The sequence below is a fragment of the Sphingomonas psychrolutea genome, from assembly GCF_014636175.1.
Taxonomy (GTDB): domain Bacteria; phylum Pseudomonadota; class Alphaproteobacteria; order Sphingomonadales; family Sphingomonadaceae; genus Sphingomonas; species Sphingomonas psychrolutea.
In genome coordinates, this window is sequence record NZ_BMDW01000001.1 from 40,845 (window position 1) to 60,386 (window position 19,542).

Annotated in this window: 18 protein-coding genes; all 18 read left to right on the plus strand. The window is 61.7% G+C overall.

Features of this window, described 5'->3' with window-relative positions:
* The first annotated feature begins 285 nt into the window (after window positions 1-285).
* On the plus strand, window positions 286-1,386 hold the full coding sequence (gene gmd / locus IEV62_RS00215) for a GDP-mannose 4,6-dehydratase (RefSeq protein ID WP_188444762.1): 1,101 nt from the start codon (window positions 286-288) through the stop codon (window positions 1,384-1,386).
* A gap of 13 nt (window positions 1,387-1,399) precedes the next feature.
* Entirely contained in the window at window positions 1,400-2,287 is an 888-nt protein-coding gene (locus IEV62_RS00220; RefSeq protein ID WP_188444763.1) for an FkbM family methyltransferase, read from the plus strand.
* Between the two features lie 3 nt (window positions 2,288-2,290).
* Window positions 2,291-3,259, plus strand: coding sequence for a GDP-L-fucose synthase family protein (locus IEV62_RS00225; protein WP_188444764.1), 969 nt, complete (start codon window positions 2,291-2,293; stop codon window positions 3,257-3,259).
* Window positions 3,260-3,285: 26 nt separating this feature from the next.
* Complete coding sequence (locus tag IEV62_RS00230) at window positions 3,286-4,242, plus strand: UDP-glucuronic acid decarboxylase family protein (protein WP_188444765.1); 957 nt, start codon at window positions 3,286-3,288, stop codon at window positions 4,240-4,242.
* 44 nt (window positions 4,243-4,286) lie between these two features.
* Window positions 4,287-5,753, plus strand: a complete 1,467-nt coding sequence (locus tag IEV62_RS00235; RefSeq protein WP_188444766.1) for an oligosaccharide flippase family protein — start codon at window positions 4,287-4,289, stop codon at window positions 5,751-5,753.
* On the plus strand, window positions 5,753-6,886 hold the full coding sequence (locus tag IEV62_RS00240) for a glycosyltransferase (RefSeq protein WP_188444767.1): 1,134 nt from the start codon (window positions 5,753-5,755) through the stop codon (window positions 6,884-6,886). The genes IEV62_RS00235 and IEV62_RS00240 overlap by 1 nt, the downstream gene beginning before the upstream one ends.
* Entirely contained in the window at window positions 6,883-7,959 is a 1,077-nt protein-coding gene (locus IEV62_RS00245) for a glycosyltransferase family 4 protein (RefSeq protein WP_188444768.1), read from the plus strand. The genes IEV62_RS00240 and IEV62_RS00245 overlap by 4 nt, the downstream gene beginning before the upstream one ends.
* Window positions 7,956-8,939, plus strand: a complete 984-nt coding sequence (locus tag IEV62_RS00250) for a GDP-mannose 4,6-dehydratase (protein ID WP_188444769.1) — start codon at window positions 7,956-7,958, stop codon at window positions 8,937-8,939. The genes IEV62_RS00245 and IEV62_RS00250 overlap by 4 nt, the downstream gene beginning before the upstream one ends.
* A gap of 58 nt (window positions 8,940-8,997) precedes the next feature.
* Entirely contained in the window at window positions 8,998-10,290 is a 1,293-nt protein-coding gene (locus tag IEV62_RS00255) for a hypothetical protein (protein ID WP_188444770.1), read from the plus strand.
* A 20-nt stretch (window positions 10,291-10,310) separates the two neighbouring features.
* A complete protein-coding gene (locus IEV62_RS00260) occupies window positions 10,311-11,372 on the plus strand; it encodes a glycosyltransferase (protein ID WP_373868526.1) in 1,062 nt (353 codons plus the stop codon).
* A 280-nt stretch (window positions 11,373-11,652) separates the two neighbouring features.
* Window positions 11,653-12,591 carry a glycosyltransferase family 4 protein gene (locus IEV62_RS00265; RefSeq protein WP_188444772.1) on the plus strand — a complete coding sequence of 313 codons (939 nt, stop codon included), beginning with the start codon at window positions 11,653-11,655 and terminating at the stop codon, window positions 12,589-12,591.
* Between the two features lie 9 nt (window positions 12,592-12,600).
* A complete protein-coding gene (locus IEV62_RS00270) occupies window positions 12,601-13,716 on the plus strand; it encodes a glycosyltransferase family 4 protein (RefSeq protein WP_188444773.1) in 1,116 nt (371 codons plus the stop codon).
* Window positions 13,716-14,891 (plus strand): glycosyltransferase family 4 protein, encoded by a 1,176-nt coding sequence (locus IEV62_RS00275; protein ID WP_188444774.1) that lies wholly within the window; start codon window positions 13,716-13,718, stop codon window positions 14,889-14,891. The genes IEV62_RS00270 and IEV62_RS00275 overlap by 1 nt, the downstream gene beginning before the upstream one ends.
* A 3-nt stretch (window positions 14,892-14,894) precedes the next feature.
* Complete coding sequence (locus tag IEV62_RS00280; protein ID WP_188444775.1) at window positions 14,895-16,103, plus strand: glycosyltransferase; 1,209 nt, start codon at window positions 14,895-14,897, stop codon at window positions 16,101-16,103.
* The gene (locus tag IEV62_RS00285) at window positions 16,100-16,630 is read left to right on the plus strand and encodes an LbetaH domain-containing protein (protein WP_229732728.1); all 531 of its coding nucleotides are present in this window, start codon (window positions 16,100-16,102) and stop codon (window positions 16,628-16,630) included. Before IEV62_RS00280 ends, IEV62_RS00285 begins: the two co-directional genes overlap by 4 nt.
* The gene (galE, locus tag IEV62_RS00290) at window positions 16,627-17,631 is read left to right on the plus strand and encodes a UDP-glucose 4-epimerase GalE (RefSeq protein ID WP_188444776.1); all 1,005 of its coding nucleotides are present in this window, start codon (window positions 16,627-16,629) and stop codon (window positions 17,629-17,631) included. The genes IEV62_RS00285 and galE overlap by 4 nt, the downstream gene beginning before the upstream one ends.
* Window positions 17,621-18,439 carry a glycosyltransferase family 2 protein gene (locus tag IEV62_RS00295; protein WP_188444777.1) on the plus strand — a complete coding sequence of 273 codons (819 nt, stop codon included), beginning with the start codon at window positions 17,621-17,623 and terminating at the stop codon, window positions 18,437-18,439. The genes galE and IEV62_RS00295 overlap by 11 nt, the downstream gene beginning before the upstream one ends.
* Window positions 18,436-19,542, plus strand: coding sequence for an acyltransferase family protein (locus tag IEV62_RS00300; RefSeq protein ID WP_188444778.1), 1,107 nt, complete (start codon window positions 18,436-18,438; stop codon window positions 19,540-19,542). The genes IEV62_RS00295 and IEV62_RS00300 overlap by 4 nt, the downstream gene beginning before the upstream one ends.

Here is a 19,542-nt window from a genome sequence, read left to right on the forward strand (position 1 = left end):
GTGCGAAAACGCCGCCATGTCCAACGGATCGAGGGGCTTCTCCTGTGCGTCAACATCCGCACGCTGCTGCTGCGCGAAGACACCCCACGACCGTCTCCATCGGTCGCCGGCGGCAGACGGCGGGTCATTGCGTGCTATCAGGGGTACAACGCGGCGTACCGTATTCGATTGTTGATAAAATTAGCAGAACCAGGTCCCTGCGTCGAAATTTTCTTCGCAAATGCAGCACTGGACGCGACGCGACAGGATGCTATGGCGTCTACGCTGCACGGCGGGAATAGCTTAATGACCAAAACCGCGTTGATTACCGGCATTACAGGGCAGGACGGCGCATATCTGGCCGAGTTGCTGCTCGCCAAGGGCTATGAAGTCCATGGGTTGAAGCGGCGGTCGTCGTCGTTCAACACCGGGCGGATCGACCATATCTATCAGGATCCGCACGAAATCGGCGCGCGGCTGCATTTGCATTATGGCGACATGACCGATTCGATGAATGTGACGCGGATCGTCCAGGAAACGCAGCCCGACGAAATCTATAACCTTGCGGCGATGAGCCATGTCGCGGTCAGTTTCGAAACGCCCGAATATACCGCCAATGCCGATGGCATCGGCACGCTGCGACTGCTCGAAGCGATCCGGCTGCTCAAGATGAGCGACAAGACGCGGATCTATCAGGCATCGACCAGCGAACTCTATGGGCTGGTGCAGGAAGTACCGCAGTCGGAAACGACGCCCTTCTACCCGCGCTCGCCTTATGCCGCGGCCAAGATGTACGCTTATTGGATCACGGTGAATTACCGCGAGGCGTACGGGATGCATGCCTCCAACGGCATTTTGTTCAACCACGAAAGTCCGCGCCGCGGCGAGACCTTCGTCACGCGCAAGATCACGCGCGCGGTCGCGGCGATCCATCTCGGTCTGCAGGAGACACTGTACCTCGGCAATCTCGACGCCAAACGCGACTGGGGCCATGCGCGCGATTATGTCGAGGGCATGTGGCGGATCGTGCAGCAGCCGCACGGCGACGATTTCGTGCTGGCAACGGGCGTTACGCAAACGGTTCGGTCGTTCGTCGAACTCGCTTTTGCCGAGGTCGATGTGAAGATCGACTGGAGCGGCGAAGGCGTCGATGAGGTCGGTCGCTGCGCCAAGACTGGCAAGACGCTGGTCAAGGTCGATCCGCGCTATTTCCGCCCGACCGAGGTCGATCTGCTGATCGGCAATCCCGCCAAGGCCAAGCGTTTGCTCGGCTGGGAAGCGACGACGACGCTGGCCGAATTGTGCGCCGAAATGGTGCGCGAGGATCTGAAGGTCATCGCGCGCGAGGCCGAAAGCCGTCGGCCGGACGAAGAGCGGCCCTCGACGCTGTATGCGAACAAGAGCTGAGAAGAGGTACGCTGTGATCAAGGCTCTTGTCATTAAAGCGCTCGATGGCGTGCTGCGAAAACGCGGCAAGGCTTCGTACCTGCTCTATGTGACCGCGCGGCGGATCCTGTGGGGCTATAATAACGAGGATGTGAACATCGCCACCAATGGCGAGCGCCTCTTCCTCCAGCGGATGAGCGCACGCGGGCTGACCACCGTGTTCGACGTCGGTGCCAATATCGGCGACTGGGTGGCCGAGGTGCTGCACTTTTCGAAGACCGCAACGGTCTATTGCTATGAAGCAATCCCGACGACCTATGCCGAGCTGACCGCGAACGTCACCGACCCCCGCGCGCATGTGTTCAACAAGGCGCTGTCGAACGTGCCCGGTGCGCTCGAGTTCAACGCCTCCAATCTGAGCGTCGTATCATCGGTGTACGACGTGCATCGCTTCGACGACACGCTCACCGTGACCAAGGTGACAGTGCCGGCCGAAACCGGCGACGCCGAATGCGCGCGGCTCGGGATCGCGCATATCGATTTGCTCAAGGTCGATACCGAGGGGCACGATTTGACCGTCCTGCGTGGGTTCGACGCGATGCTGGCGCGCGGCGCGATCGACGTGATCCAATTCGAATATAATATCTTCACGCTGCTCGCGCGCGAGGCGCTGTTTGATTTCTACGAATTTCTCGGCGAGCGCTATTTCCTGTGCCGCCTGTTGCCGAGAGGGCTTGAGTTACTGGCCTATGAGCGCGGGCTCGACAATTTCTCGCAATCGAACTGGATTTGCGTGCGCAAGAATTTGCTCACGCGCGACTTGGTCGAGCGGTTGAATATTCACCTGCCCGACGGCCACCGCCGCGCGATCACGCTTGCCAGCCTGGTCGACCGCCCCGACGTGGCAAAGCTGCTCGGCTGAGTGATGGCGGTGGTGATTTTCCCTCTAGGCGGCAAACGCGTGTGGGTCGCGGGGCACCGCGGCATGGTCGGGCGCGCGATCGTGCGGCGGCTGGCGGGTCAAGGCTGCACGATCGTTTCGCCCGAAACGCGCGTGGATTTGCGCGACCAGGCCGCGACCATTGCGTGGATCGACAGTGCCAAGATCGACCTGATCTTCCTCGCCGCCGCCAAGGTCGGCGGGATCGCCGCGAACGACGCGTTTCCGGGCGAATTTCTCTACGACAATTTGATGATCGCGGCGAATGTGATCGAGGGTGCGCGCCGCGCCGGAGTCGCCAAGCTCGTCTTTCTGGGATCGTCGTGCATCTTCCCGAAACTTGCCGCGCAGCCGATGGCGGAGAGCGCGCTGCTGACCGGGCAGCTCGAGCCGACCAACGAATGGTACGCGATCGCCAAAATCGCGGGGCTGAAATTGTGCGCCGCGTATCGCCGGCAATATGGCTGCGACTTCATCTCTGCGCAGCCGACCAACCTTTACGGCCCGTTCGACAATTTCGACCTTGAATCCAGCCATGTCCTCCCCGCTTTGATGCGCAAGGCGCATGACGCGAAGCTGGCGGGCGCGGCGGCGATGACGGTGTGGGGCAGCGGCACGCCGCTCCGCGAATTCTTGCATGTCGATGATCTCGCCGACGCGCTGGTCTATCTCGCGCAAACCTATTCGGACGAGGAGTTCGTCAATATCGGCACGGGCGACGAAGTCAACATTGCCGTGCTCGCGCGGCACGTCGCCGACGCGGTCGGCTTTGACGGCGATCTCGTCTTCGATGCGAGCCGACCCGACGGGACGCCGCGCAAACTGGTCGATACGACCAAGCTGAACGGCCTTGGCTGGCGCCCGTCGGTGCCGCTTAATCAAGGGATCCCGGCGGTCTATCGCTGGTTTCTCGAACACCATAATGAAGGCGCGGCGCGCGGCGCCGTCGCCTGATCCGCGACGATCAAGGGGAAGTTTACGTGGCACGTCTTTACGAAAGCAGGAAGCGCATCCTCGTCACCGGCGGCGCCGGGTTCGTCGGATCGCATCTGATCGACCGCTTGCTCGAACAGGGCCATGAAGTGCTGTGCGTCGACAATCTGTTCACCGGTGCCAAGCGCAACATCGAACATCTGCACAACCATTCGCGCCTCGAATTCATGCGCCACGACGTGTGCTTCCCGCTTTATGTCGAGATCGACGAAATCTACAACCTCGCTTGCCCCGCCTCGCCGGTGCATTATCAGCACGATCCGGTGCAAACGACCAAAACCAGCGTGATCGGCGCGATCAACATGCTCGGCCTCGCCAAGCGCGTGAAGGCGAAGATTTTCCAAGCGTCGACCAGCGAAGTGTATGGCGACCCCAGCGTCCATCCCCAGCCCGAAAGCTATTGGGGCAACGTCAACCCGATCGGGATCCGCTCCTGCTATGACGAGGGCAAGCGCTGCGCCGAGACGCTGTTCTTCGACTATCACCGCCAGCACAAGGTCGAGATCAAGGTTGCGCGGATCTTCAACACCTATGGCCCGCGCATGCACCCGGCCGACGGGCGCGTCGTCTCCAACTTCATCGTCCAGGCGCTCAAGGGCGATCCGATCACGATTTACGGCGAGGGCAAGCAGACGCGTTCATTCTGCTATGTCGATGATCTGGTCGAAGGTTTCCTGCGCCTGATGGACACCGGGCCCGACGTGACCGGACCGATCAACATCGGCAATCCGGTCGAATTCACGATGATCGAGCTGGCGCAGGAAGTGCTGTCGCTGACCGGTTCGAAGTCGGAGCTGGTCTATCTGCCCCTGCCGCAGGACGACCCGACCCAGCGCAAGCCCGACATTTCCAAGGCCAAGCAGTTTCTGAACAATTGGGAACCGAACGTGCCGCTGCGCGAGGGCCTGAAGCACACGATCGATTATTTCCGCAACGTGCGCTAAATGAGTCCCTTGAAAGCGTTTATCCTTGGTCGGTTGCGCGACTGATGTCCGCCGGGCGCAGTTTCTGGATAAGCTTAGGAGGCAATCTCCTGGGCCTCTTGCTGTTTGCGCTTTTGACGCCGGTCTATCTGCGCGCGATCGGGCCTGAACGCTATGGTATCGTTGCCGTTATCCTGTCGCTGTCGATGTATATATCGACGTTCAATTTCGGTATGGGTCCGGCACTTACTTACCATATCGCGGGCACGCTGAACGGGAAGATCGCGGCGCAATCCGATGCCTATTGGTCGGCAATGGCGCTCAGCGCACCGCTTGGCTTGATTGCCAGTGTCTTGATCTTCGGATTGTTACCAATCGGTCTGGCGAATGTGATGCATCTGAGTGCGTCCGCCCGGATCGAATTACGCGGTGCCATAACCCCGTTGGTCGGTATCGGGCTTTGCACAATTCTGACCGCGAATATCCGTGGTACATGGAATGGCAGAAGGGCGTTTTTGACGCTTGCCGGCTTTTCTTCAATAGAAACGGCGTTCACGATCCTGTTGCCGGTGGTGACAGCCCTTTATGTTTCCAATGAAATTTCGGCATTATTATATGCGACGTTCGCCGCAAGGATTAGTCTGCTCGCTGGGGGCATGGCGTTATGCTCGGCGCGGATGTTTAACTACCGCTTGCCGCGCGTTTCGCTTACGCAGCTCCGCCTGATGACCCGTTATGGCAGTTGGGTCACGCTCGGCACATTCGTCGAGACAATCGTGTCCTCGGCCGACCGATTGATATTGGGTACGCTTGGCGGCGCGGTACAGATCCCGGTTTACAGCATTCCCCTGTCGATCACATCGCGGGCGATGATCATCCCGTTGAACCTTTTGTCGACGATGTTTCCCAACATGGTCGGCGCCGATGAAGACGCGGGCAAGGCGCTCCTGTCCAAAATCACCCGCTTCATTCTGCTGCTCACGCCGGGCTATGTCGTTGTGATCGCCCTGGCGTCGCCGTTGTTGCGCTATTGGATCTCGGTCGATTTCTCCGAGCAGGCATCGCTTTGCATGGAGTTTTTGGCAGCGGCGTTGTGGATTGAGGGCGTGTCGGCCATTTATTTCTACCAGTTGAATGCGCGCGGCGATGCGCGCGCCAATTTCCTGATCGCGCTAGGCATCGTGTTACCCTATCTCGGCATGCTGGCACTGGGGACGTGGCTAGCAGGTGCCAGCGGCGTGGCTGCGGCCTATCTTGCCCGCAACATTTTAATATTGCTGGCACGTCTATGGCTCGCCAAGATCCGGGGAGCGGATCTTCGGATTGTAGCGGCAAACGCGATGCCCGTCGCGGCCGCGCTGCTGTTTGCGGCGCATGGCTGGGCCGCGTTCACCACACCATCGATCGTGCTGGGCGTGGCGGTAATGGTGCTTTCCATCGGTGTCAGCCTGTGGACCCGGCCGGATGAACTGTCCCAGATTGCCAGTCGGATCTGGACAGGCCGGTCACGGATCGTCGGAAAAACCCGTTAATGGCGCGGCAGCCGATCATGGTCCCAGCCGTGGCGTTATACGTCGGCGGCTTCGAAGCGATCGGCGGGATCGAGGCGTGTTTCGAGGACATCGCGGTTGCACTTGCCGGGCAGCCGCTCGACCTTTCGCTGTTCGCCTGGGCGGACGATTTGCCGCAGTTGCGGACGATCGCGCGCAGCGGCGTTCGCGTTCACCGCAGCTCTCTCCGGCGCGGATCTCGCTTCGGTTGGCCCGACCGTGCCCTGTTTTTGCGCCACGGCGCGAAACTGACCGATGTCGACACAATCGTGCTGGGCAAGTTTCCGCCGCCTGCGGTGCTGCGGCGGATGCTCGCGATTGGCGGGCGCAACCGCGGACGGCCAGCAGAGGTGCAATACATCACGGCCTATCGTCCGTCCGAAATGTGGCCCGCCGGCCTGCCCGCTTTCGTCACGGAAAGCGTCGACACGATGATCGTGCAGAGTGCCGACTTTACCGCCGACCTGCGCGCGATGGGCTTTTCCGGGCGGATCGTCGAAGTGCCGTATCTACCGCCGCTGGCCCCTGAGACACCAGCGTTCGATCCGCCAGCCGACCGGATCTGCCGGCTCGGTTTTCTCGGCCGGTTCGTCTCGCAGAAGAACCTGTTCTATTTACTCGACATCATCGCGGAGCTGGCCAAGAACGCGATCGAGCTGCACATGTTTGGCGAAGGCGAGGATGATACGGGACTGCGCGCCGAAGTCGCAACGCGGGGCTTGCCCGTCATCTTCCACGGCGCGGTCCCCCGCGCGGAGGTGCCCGGCGCGATCGATGCCTGCGATATTTTTCTCAACCCCTCGACCAGTGAGGGGCAGTGCCTTGTCGCGCTCGAGGTGTTGAGCCGCGGACGCGCGTTCCTCGCCTCGGGCGTCGGCGCGATCCCGCAGATGCTCGCACGCGGGCATTTTGGCGCGATCCTCCCGCTCGAAGACGCGCCCGCTGCCGCAACGATCGTGCAGCGTACGATCGCCGAGTGGCGCGATGGTCGATGGACGCCCGAAGCGGTTGCCGCCGATTATCGGCGCGCCTATCGCGCGCACGACATCCTGCAAACCTATCTCGACCTGTTTACCGGCGTAGGTCGCGCCGGTGGAGCCGCGGTCGCATCATGAAGCTGTTGCTGGTCGGCTATCTTCACAGCGAAGGCGGGGTGAAGAACCATACGCTGTGGCTCGGCCGTGGCCTGGCCGCGCGCGGGCATGACGTCACCGTGGCGACGCCGGGGCCGATCGGTACCGAGCCCTACGATTTGCCCGAGGAATCCGATATCCGCGTCGTCAATGTCGCGCGAATCGGCCAAATCCTGCGCGGATACCCGACCGGCACGCCCGAGGCGTTCGATTGCGCGGTGGTGGTCGGTACCGGTTGGAAATCGATGCTGGGGCCGCTGCTCAACCGCCGGATCGGCAAGCGCGTATTTTTTGAGGTGATGAGCGGCGCACGCAACGGGCGGATCGACCCGCGCATGCTGGTCCATCGCGGTTATGACGTGGTGGTCGGCCAAGGGCGACCGGTCGAGGCGCTGTTTCGGCAAAGCTTCGGCTGGGCTGGTCCGAGCGTCACGATCCCGGCGTTGTCCGATCCGCTCGAACTTGTCGCCGATCTGACACTGCAGCCGAAGCCCGCGCCAGCGCCCGGCATACTGAAGGCGTGCTATTTCGGGCGGCTTGCCCCACACAAGGGGCTTGGATGGCTGATCGAGCGCTGGGATACCGTCGGACAGGACATCGCCTCGCTCGACATCTGGGGCAGCGGGCCGCAAGACGTAGAGCTTCGCGCGATGATCGCGGCGCGCGGGCTGGTCGACCGGATCCGCTTACTCGGGCGCTTTCCGGGCGGTGCGGATTATGCGGCATTGCTGCAAACCTACGATCTTGAGGTGCTGCCGACCTATGGCGCCGAAGGCGCGCCGCTCGTCCTGCTCGAGGCGATGGCGTGCGGGGTACCCTTTGTCGCCAATGGGATGGGCGGCATTGCCGATTATGACAATCTGGATTGCCGCGTCACCAGCGGCGCGCTCGCTGAATTCGTGCCTGCGTTGCGAACGCTGGCGGACGCACTTTATGCCGGCGAAATCGACCATAAGCGATTGCAGCGCCACTATCTCGAACATTTCTCGTACAAGGCTTTGTGCGATCGGTGGGAGGCATTCCTGCTCGATCTGGTCGGGGAGACACGCGTATGACCAAGGCCGTCATCACCGGCATTACCGGCCAGGATGGCTCGTATCTGGCCGAATTGCTCCTGCAAAAGGGCTATGAGGTGCACGGCATCGTCCGTCGCGCGAGTCTGATCCAGCGGCCACGCCTCGATCATCTGACCGGCGATGTTGCGGTCTATAATCAGCGCCTGTTCCTGCACTATTGCGATCTCGACGATGTGACAACGCTGCGCCGGCTGTTGCTGTCGATCCAGCCATCCGAACTCTATCACCTTGCCGGGCAAAGCCATGTTGGCTTGAGCTTCGAAATCCCCGAATCGACGTGCCAATTCACCGCGATGGGGACGCTGCAGATCCTTGAAATCGTGCGCGACCTGCCGACCCCGCCGCGCTTTCTGAATGTCGGATCGAGCGAATTGTTCGGCAATGCCGCGCACAGCCCGCAGGACGAGGATACGCCGTTCCGCCCGATCACGCCGTACGGCGTCGCCAAGGCGTTCGCGGTCGATATGGTGCGCGTCTATCGGCAGGCGTTCGGGCTCTTTTGCGTCAACGCGATTTGCTACAATCACGAATCGCCAAGGCGCGGCGAGAGCTTCGTGACGCGCAAGATCACCAAGGCCGCTGCGCGTATCGCAAGCGAGGGCGGACCGAAGCTACAATTGGGCGCGATTTCGGCGACGCGCGACTGGGGCTATGCGCCCGAATATGTCGAGGCGATGTGGCGGATGATGAATGCGCCGACCGCGCAAGATCTTGTCCTCGCGACCGGGGTGTCGACCTCGGTCGGAGCATTTTTGGCGCACGCCTTCGCGCATGTCGGGCTCGACTGGCAGGAGCATGTCGAAGTGGACGAACGCTTCCTGCGTCCAGCCGATGCCGCCGCTTTGGTCGGCAATGCGAGCCGCGCGGCGGCAGCGATCGGATGGCGCGCACAGACCGATGTTGCCGCGCTAGCACGGCTGATGGTCGATGCCGATTTGGCCGGGATGCGCCAAAACTAGCGCTCGCGGTGGCGGCGAATTTTCGGTAGATCGACCTAACCTTCGAGATTGGTGCCGTATGTCCGTCGAACTCACTATCCTCACCGGGCTGATCGGAGTGCTTGCACTGTTTGCGATCGTCCGTCCGTCAATGCTGTTCGGATATCCGATCGCGGCTGCGATGCTGATGTGGTTTTTCCTGATACCGCAAGCATGGCGGATCGAATCCGTCGGGGAGTTGAACGATTTCGAGCCGACGTTGACTTGGGGCTACATGATCCTGTGCGTCCTGATGACAGTCATTGGCTTCGTGGCAGGCGGCGCCCGAACGCCCGCCGTCAATCGCAACACGCTCGAAGCGCTGAGCGAAAAATATGATTTGAATAAATTGTTCATTGGTTCGGTGGCGCTCGTTGCCATCGGCGGCTTTGCAATGATCATGATTTCACGCGAGGCGGCAACGATGGCCGCCAATGAAGCGTGGACAGGCGCGATTGCCTTTTACGCAATGATCTCAATTCTTCTGATTTATGGCGCATGTCTATCGTGGCTGTTGTACCTATACACTTCCAGTCTCAGATGTTTGACGATTGCGGTATTTGGTTTGGCATTTACCGTTCCGACGATCTTATTTGGCGCGCGCCGCGAATTAAGTTTTACGGTCGCGTCAATCATTTTGTTGGGATTTTTTTTCGTAAAGGGAAGATCCGTCAGTCGACTGATTTTAGTACCCCTAGTCTTGTTTGGCGGAATTTTGGTCAATCAAGCCGGCGAAATTCGCGGATATATCTCGCAGAAGGATTCCAATCTCATTCAGGCAGTTGCCGCCAGCGATCAGCAAAGCGCCGACACCAACCTCAAAAGATACGATGAGATGGCAAGTGGTGTATCAGATATTGCTATCGCCTCTTGGTCAAATGATTACAAATTACTATCGCCTTATTACAATACTATCGTACAGCTTTATGTTCCGGCCTTCATTTTTGGCAGAGATTTTAAGAATGCAATGAGAGCTGACGACGCAGACTCTGAACGATACAGTAGATACTTTGCAAATGGTGCAACGCGCACCGGATTTTCCGACTCTTTTCAATCATTTCATTATTTTGGATGCCTGATATTTTTCGCAATTTCATATTGTATGGGAATACTTTGGAAAAATGCCCGGTCCGGTGACATTGTGTCGCAGTTTTATTATATGCTTCTCCTTGCCGTAGGTTTGAAGGTTTTTACCGAGTCAACGAGTATTTTCATTGGTATTCTCCCTTTGATTATCGGGTCGACTTTCGTGGTGTTTCGATACGCGCAGCGCAAGGTCCCGGGCAAAGGGGGACAGCCTCTGGTGCCATATGCCCGGCAGCGCCTTTCCTGAACCGTGCCAGGTGCTGAGGCATGATCGTTTTTTTTGACGTCAATACGATCTGGCGACGGAAATTCGGCGATGCGCTGAAGCGGCGCGTTGACGATGTGTCGTTGATCGCGCCCTTCTCTGGCACACCCTCGGTACCCGATCAGAATGGCGAGATCATACCGGTCCGCTTGATCCGCGGCTGGGCCGGGATCCTGGCGTGGCTCGCGATGCCGCGGCTTTTACACCGGGTGAGGGGCATGGTTGGCTTTCCGCGCGAAACCTCCAGCGCCATCGTCGTCACGACACCGCACTACCTTCGGCTCGTCCAACGAGCCGCACCACACACGAAGATTGTCTATTATTGTTCGGACGATTACCGCTCCTACGCTGGCTGGAACGCCGCACGGATGGCCAAGGCCGAAGCTACGATCTGTCGAATGGCGGCTCTCTCAATATTCGTGAGCGAAGCGTTACGGCAGCGGGCGATTTTAGAATATCGGCTTGATCCCGCCAAGACGTGGGTTTCGCCCAACGCGACCGAGCCACGCTTTGCGCAACCTTGCGATCAGCCCTTTACGCTGGCCGGGTTACCCGGACCGGTATTCGGCACTGCCGGAATTTTCAATCGCCGGATTGATTTTACCTTCCTCGAAGCGATTGCCGCGGATGAGCAGGTCGGTACGCTCGTTTTGGTCGGGCCGATCGAGGCGGAGTTGGAAGGCGATCCCGCGCTGGAAAGGCTTCGTACGCTCTCAAAGGTGCGCTTTACGGGCGCGCAGCCGCATAGCGAGATGCCGCAATGGATGGCTGCGTTCGACGTCGCGGTGATCCCTTATGCCGCAACCGAGTTCAACCGATTCTGTTCGCCTATGCGGTTGTACGATCATCTCGCGATCGGCCAGCCGATCATTGCGACGCTGCATTGCGACCAGATCACACAGCGCGACGACGTGTTGACCGGCGAGGTTCAGACAGTACCGGACCTGGTAGCCCGAGCACTGACCGCGCTGTGCAAAGGACGCGTCCCGCACCTCGAAACTTGGGACGATCGCATTGATGCACTGCAAAAAAGTCCGGTTGCGGGGGCTCTCTTTCCTCAATAGAAGCGCTGACGGGTCCAGGCGCGCCGCGATGGTGAGGCGCGGCCGACGACACCGAACACAGGGAGCGAAACACGTGCCACGCGTCCTGCTCGCTCAGTCTGGCGCTCGGCACAATTATGCTTTCGGCCGGTTTTTGTACCGGCACGACATGTTGCAACGCGTCTATACCGACTTTGCGATGGGGTCAGGAGATCCGCTGCGCGGAATATTAAAGTTGCCGATGCCGCGGTCGCTCCACGCCAAACTCAACCGCCGCACCACCGACGCGCTACCCGCCGCGATGATCCGGTCCGGAATGAGTGTCACGCTGCCGCGGCTGGGCGACCGCGACTTGCGGCGCCCGAGCGCACAGGACCTCGCGCAGAGCGACGGCTCCTACCTCCAATACTTCACCGGTGGTGCAGACATTCGCCGACGCGCGCCGCGCAAGCCGATCATTTCCGACGTCTTCATTGTGCCCAGCGCGTTTCGCGTGAACGATGCCGAGGCCGCCGCCTTTCCTGATTGGGGCGAGGTTGCAACGCCGCAGGCCCTGGCCGAGCACTATGAAACGCATTCCCGCGCGATGTTCGAGCAATCCGACCTGCTTTTCTGTCCTTCACAGGCAGTGATGGACGATGTCGCGACGTACGGCGCGCAATATGCTCAGAAATGTCGCCTGGTTCCTTACGGCGCTAGCCTGAGTAATGCGGGTGGAACGCCGGAGCCCGGCCGTGTGCTCTTCTGCGGCTCGCTCCATCTGCGCAAAGGCGTGCAATACATCCGGGCCGCCGCCGACATGTTGCGTGACAGCCACCCGCATATTCGGTTCGTCATGGCCGGCGGCGCCACCGCGACGATGCGAGCGAAGCTATCGGCACCAAACATTGAAGTGCTCGGCCATCTCGGCAAAGCGGATTTGATGCGAGAGTTTGGGCGCGCCGACTTGTTTCTGTTTCCATCGCTGGCCGAGGGCGCGGCCGGATCAGTCCTCGAGGCAATGGCGAGCGGTTTACCGATCGTCGGGACGCGGGCCGGCGGCGTCGATTTCAGCGACGGAGAAAGTGGCATCGTCGTTCCACCGCGAGATCCGAACGCGATCGCCGATGCCGTTGTGCGCATCTGCGACAACCGCGGCTTGCGCGATCGCATGGCGCAGAGCGTTGTCCGCGAGGCCGAGCATTATTCTTTGGCGGCATGGGAAACGCGCTTCATCGGCGCGATTCGCGATGCCTTCTGAATCGCGCCCATGAAGCTGCTTGCTTATGTTCATCTCCACCGCCTGATCGCTCCGACCGGCGTTGGTCGGGTGATCGACGAAATGGTGCGCGGGTTGGGCGATCTGGCAAGGGTCGAGATCCTGGCGCGTCAGGCCGATGTTGCAAATGTCGTACCGCAGCTCGATGACACCTGGCGCGCTTTTCCTGCCCATAGCTTCAAGACCAGCGTGTCGCGACAGCAGTTGCGCTGGTTGCTGACCGACCGACCGACCGCCGAATCGTGGTGGCCCGATGCCGAGATCGTCTATTCCCCGAGCGAGGCCTATGTCCCGGTGCGCCGCGCGCGGAGCAGCGTCACCATCCATGATACCGCTTATTTCGAGCGCGATGGTCACCCCAAGACAGCGGCCGTTGCCTGGCAAAGGGCGAAGTTTGCACTGTTGCATCGGAAAATCGCGCGACACGTCGACATGATCCATACCGTTTCGACCTTTTCGGCGTCACGTCTGGCGCATTTTTTCCCCGAAATGGCCCCCCGCATCCGCGTTGCCCACAACGGCGTGTCCGATTTTTTCCGAACTGCGGGCGCGAATGACCACGCGCTCGTCGCGCTACACAATCCCGACCGCCGGCGCTTCGTCCTTGTTCCCGGTGGCCTTTCGTACCGGAAGAATGCCGATCTGATCCTGGCGGCGTGGCCGATCCTGTCGCGGCAGCATCCCGATCTTCAATTGCTGGTCACGAGTAATTCGGAGGATCGGTATAGCGCCGCTGCGGACACGCAGCCGTCGATCAAGCGGCTGGGATTCGTCGACGACACAGTTCTGCGCGCGCTCTATCGTGCGGCAGACATCGTCTGGTTCCCGTCACGCTATGAGGGTTTCGGCATACCGGTCATCGAGGCGATGGCGTGCGGCACGCCAGTCGTAGCAGGCAATGCCTCGTCCTTGCCCGAAATAGGCGGCGACGCTGCGTTATATGCAGATATCGACGATCCTAACGCGCATGTTGCGCTGATCGACGCGCTGTTGGCCGACTCGGTGCTACGCACATCGCTGACGACGCGCGGAACCGAACGGAGCGCCCGGTTCACGTGGCGCGCCGCGACGACGACGCTGTACGACCATTTGGCAGAGCTTTTGTGATGGCACCGCGCGTCGCCATCCTGTTTGATAATTTTGGGCCGTATCATATCGCGCGGATGCTCGGTGCGGCGGCGCCGCTCGACGTCGTGGCGATCGAGGCGACACCGCGCGGGACCGAATATGGCTGGGACAAGCCTGTGGTCCCTGCCCCGCTGCACTATCTGCCGTTAGCGGGCGCGGGAACGCTTCGCGAGATTGTCGCCGAACTCGACAGCAAGCTCACGCCGCTCGCCCCCGCTGCAATCGCGCTGCCGGGCTGGTCGTCGCGCGCGGCCTTCGCTGCGCTGATCTGGGCGCGGCAGCGCAAGGTCCCGGCGATCCTGATGTCCGAAACCAATGGCTGGGACTTCGCGCGCAAGCCGATCGCGGAATGGGTCAAGCGCCGGATCGTGGCGCATTACAGTGCCGGGCTGGTGACGAGTGATTCACAAGCGCGCTATCTCGTCGATCTCGGGCTGAACGCAGACGCGATCTTCCGTGGCTATAATGCTGTCGACAACGCCTATTTCGCAAGCACATCGGCAAATGCCACGATGCCCGAAGGATTGCCCGAGACGCCTCATGGACGGTATTTCCTCACCTCGAACCGCTTCATCGAAAAGAAGAATTTGGCGCGCTTGCTTGATGCCTATGCCGCGTTCCGCCGCGGGCGCAGCGACGATCCGGCGGATTGGCCGCTGGTGCTGCTTGGCGATGGCGCGCTCCGCGCGGCGCTGGAGACACAGCGGAAGGCGCTTAGGCTGGAGCGCCATGTGCTGATGCCGGGGTTCCGCCAGATCGACGAACTCCCGCGTTTTTACGGGACCGCAGGCGCGTTCGTCCACGCCTCGACCACCGAACAATGGGGGCTGGTCGTTAACGAAGCGATGGCAAGCGGCTTGCCTGTCGCGATTTCCAATCGCTGCGGCTGTGCCGAAGTGTTGGTCGAGGACGGCGTAACCGGTCTGCTGTTCGACCCGTTCGATACGGCGGCGATCACGCGGGTACTGACGCGGCTGACCGCGACGGACGAGAGTGCGGCCTTTGCCGCGCACGGGCGTGCGCGCGTCGATGCGTGGGGTCCGGCACGCTTCGGCAGCGGCATGGCGGAGGCGGTGCGTGCCGCGGTCGCCGCGCCGGCCGGTCCAAACGGGATGGACCGCGCGATGCTCAATCTGGTTGCGCGGCGGCGATAAGCGGTGACGCCGCGCAACCCCAAGGTCGGCGTGCTGACCGCGAGCCTGTCGACCGCGGCAGGCGGCCTGTTCTTCGCGCTTCGCGACGTCGCCAATCGGCTCGAGGCGCGGGGGATTGCGCAATCGGTCTTCGGTCTGCGCGACGCGAACTTCGCGGACGACCGCGCGGCATGGCGCATCTCGCATCTTGCCGCCTTTGACGGATTCGGGCCGCGCGGGTTCAAGGTCAGCCTTCCGCTGATTCAAGCGCTCGACCGCGCCGCGCTCGAAGTGCTGCATGTCCACGGGATCTGGAATTTCGCGTCGCTCGCCGGCCTGCACTGGCAAAAACGGACGCAGCGCCCGCTGGTAATCTCACCGCACGGGATGCTCGACCCCGGTGCTCTGGTGTTTTCCCCGACCAAGAAGCGGATCGTCGCGGCGCTCTACGAACGGCGTGCGCTGCGCAGCGCTGCCGCAATCCATGCCCTGAACACGGCGGAGGCGGCGGCGGTCCGCGCCTACGGGATCGATGTGCCGATCGCGGTCATTCCGAACGGGGTCGACCTGCCCGAGGAAAGCGTCGTCGCGACGCGCGACTGGTCGGCGGACCGGCGTCGCACGATGCTGTTCCTCGCGCGCCTGCACCCAAAGAAGGGCGTGCAGGAACTGATTGCGGCGTGGCGGCAAATGCTCGACCGTGCCCCCGAGATCGGCACGCGCTGGCGCCTGACGCTGGCCGGATGGGATGACGGCGGTTTGATCGATGCGGCACGACAGCAGGTGGCGGAGCTCGGCCTGAGCGATCACATTACTGTGCCCGGAGCGGTATTCGGCGAGGCGAAGCACGATGCCTTCGCACAAGCGCACGCCTTCATCTTGCCCTCGCGCAGCGAAGGTTTGCCGATTTCGGTGCTCGAGGCGTGGGCATACGGCTTGCCGGTGTTCATGACCGAAGCGTGCAATCTGCCGAGTGGCTTTGCCGCCAATGCCGCGATCCGGATTGAAACCGACAGCGCTGCGCTCGCCAGCGTCCTCGCGCAACGCCTCGCCGATGATGGTGACCTGCGGGCGATCGGGGCCAATGGTCTGGCGTTGGTGGCGCGGGATTTCAGTTGGGATCGCGTGGTGGACGATTATAGCGCGCTGTACCGCTGGCTGGCCGGGAACGACGTCGTGCCGGCCTTCGTGCAACTCTCTTCGAAAGACACATTATGGCGCTGCAACGCATGACGCCACCCAGTTTCGCCAACAAGCTGCGCCGCGCCGTGTGGCAGTTCGTCTGGCTGCTGCTCTATCGTCCGACGCCGAACCAGCTCCATATCTGGCGCCGCGTCGTGCTGCGCGCCTTTGGGGCAAAGGTTGGCGCGGCCGCGCACCCCTATCCGTCCGCGCGGATCTGGGCACCGTGGAACCTGACGATGGAAGCCGAGAGCTGCCTCGCCAACGAATCCGATTGCTACAATGTGGCACCCGTCGTGCTGCGGCGTCGCGCGATCGTCAGCCAGAAAGCCTATCTGTGCACCGCGAGCCACGATATCACCGGCGGTGATTTCGCGCTGACCGGAGCGCCGATCGAGATCGAAGCCTATGCCTGGGTCGCGGCAGCCGCCTTTATCGGCCCCGGTGTAACGGTTGGCGCGGGCGCGGTGGTCGCAGCCTGTGCGGTGGTGACCAAGGACGTGGCTGCGGGCGCGGTGGTGGCGGGCAATCCCTCCCGGACGATCGGTCAGAGCGGATTGAACGAGGTGCCAGCATGAGAATCTTGGTGACCGGGGGTGCCGGCTATATCGGCAGCCATACCTGCAAGCGGTTGAAGGCATGTGGACACGACCCGATCGTGTTCGACAATCTGTCGACCGGGCACCGCAGCTTCGTACGGTTCGGGCCACTGGTCGAGGGCGATCTCAACGACCGCGCCGCGCTCGACCGCGCCTTTGCCGAGCATCGCCCCGATGCGATCATCCATTTTGCGGCTTCCGCCTATGTGGGTGAATCGGTGCAAGACCCGCTCAAATATTACCGCAACAATGTCGGGGGTACGTGCAACCTGCTGACTGCGGCGGTCGCGCACGGGGTGCGCGATATCATTTTTTCGAGTTCGTGCGCGACCTACGGCACGCCCGCATCGGTCCCGATCGTCGAGACCATGCCGCAAGCGCCGATCAATCCCTACGGCGATACCAAGCTGGTGGGCGAATCGATGTTGCGCGCCGCCACCGCAGCGTACGGCATGCGCTGCATCGCGCTACGCTATTTCAACGCGGCCGGGGCCGATCTCGACGGCGAGCTTGGTGAGGCGCACGACCCGGAAACGCATGCCATTCCGCTGATCCTAGCGGCGGCGCGCGGCACAATCCCGGCTTTCTCGGTCTTCGGGACCGATTACGCCACCCCCGATGGATCCTGCGTTCGGGATTTTCTGCACGTCGCCGATCTTGCCGATGCGCATGTCCGCGCGGTCGAGGCCCTCCAGCGATTGGACGGGTTCACCGCGATCAATCTGGGGACCGGCACCGGCCATTCCGTGCTCGAACTGATTGCCACAGTCGAGCGCGTGACCGAACGCAGGGTGCCCGTCGTGCGGGGCCCGCGCCGCTCCGGCGACCCCGCCGCCCTCGTCGCCGACGCGACATTGGCCGCCGACCTGCTCGGCTGGTCGCCCCGCCACGCCGCGCTCGACACGATCATCCGGTCCGCCTGGGACTGGATGCACAACCCGCTCCATCCACTCGGCAACGGAACCCGCGATGCAGGTTAGCGCCGTCGTCCTGACCTTCAACGAAGAGATCAATATCGGGCGGTGCCTGACATCGCTCGCTTGGTGCGACGATGTCGTCGTCATCGATTCGGGCAGCACCGACCGAACGATCGCAATTTGCGCCGAACATGGCGTGCGCGTGGTGCAAAATCCATTCGTCAATTTCGCGGAACAACGCAATTTCGCGCTCGAAACGGTGGCACTCCGACACGAGTGGATCTTGCATATCGATGCCGACGAGGAAGTGACCCCGGCGTTTCGCGCGGCGCTTGCCGCGCTCACCCCCCCGCGAGGCATTTTCGGCTACCGCGCGCCATCGCGGACCCTATTGTTCGGCCAATGGCTCAAGCGATCCGGCATGTACCCGAGCTATCAGGTCCGCATCGGCCACCGCGCGCAGTGCACCTTTCGCCAACATGGCCACGGCCAGCGCGAGACGTTGCCGCCCGATCAAATCGGCCTGTTCGACGTTCCGTACGACCATCACGCCTTCTCGCACGGCCTGGTCAAATGGTTCATCAAACATGTTGGCTATGCACGCGCCGAAGCCGACCAGATTTTGCACGCCGCGCCCTCGCCAGACCAGCGTCCGGCCGCCGACGCGACGAGCCGGCGGCGCGCGCTCAAGCAAGCCGCCAATCACATGCCGCCCGCGCTTCGCCCGCTTGCACGCTTTGCCTATCTCGCTTTCTGGCGGCGCGGCTTGCTCGATGGCCCGGCGGGCCTGTGTTATTGTTTGATGAGCACCGCCTATGAAACGATGATCGCGGTCTTTCTGATGGAAGCGCGGATCAAGGGGCGCCCATGACCGCCGCCCGGCCGCGCCCGCTGACAGTGCTCGACGATGCGACATCGCACCGCGTGAAGCTGTTGCGCTTCCCGCTGATCTTGCTGGTGCTGTATATCCATTGCTATCTGGCACCGGTGCGGCTGGGCAGCAGCACAGTCGCGGTGGTCCCGGCGGAGTGGCTGATCACGCTACAGGCGGCATGGTCGAACGGATTCGCGCGCACGGCGGTCCCGCTCTTCTTCCTGATATCCGGCTATCTGTATTTCGTTGGGTTCGGTGGCAGTTTCGCCGCCTATCGCACCAAGACGGTGCGCCGGATCGGGACATTGCTGGTACCGCTGCTATTCTGGAACCTGCTGATCATCGCGCTGTTCGCCCTTGGCCAAAGTATTCCCGCCATCGCCGGATATTTCAACGCCGACAATGGCCGCATGCTTGCTTTGACGCCGTTCGGCTTTGTCGACTTGCTGATCGGAATCACGCACTTCCCGCTCGCCTACCAATTCTGGTTCATCCGCGATTTAATGGTGATCGCGTTGTTTGCGCTGCCGCTGCACTGGCTGCTGCAGCGAACCGGGCCGACGGTACCGATCCTGTTGCTGGTCTGGTGGCTGTTCGATCCGCTGCAGATGCCGTTTCTCAAAGTGCCCTCGCTCGAAGCGACAACGTACTTCACGATCGGCGCATGGCTGGCGATGACGGCACGCCCGATGTTCCCGCCGGTCGGGTGGCTGCGCTGGCTTGCACCGCTCTATCTCACGCTTCTGGCGAGTGACGTCGCGATCCGCACGATCACGGGGCGGTCGCTGCTCTTCTGCATCACAATCCTGGTCGGGATCGTCTTCGTCCTCGCTCTGACCGGGCTGGTCCGCGCCGGAAGCCGTGTGTCGCGCACGCTCGCCACACTGTCGCTCGCGAGCTTCTTCGTCTTTGCCGCGCATGAACCGCTGATGACGCTGTGCCGTAAGCTGATTTATCGCGCGCTGCAGGCGTCGCAAGCGACAATCTTCACGGCCTATGCCCTGCTGCCACTGGTGCTCGCGGGCGCGCTGACGCTGGTGTATTTCGGGCTGCGGCAAATCGTGAAACGCTTGACCGCCATCATCAGCGGCGGACGATAA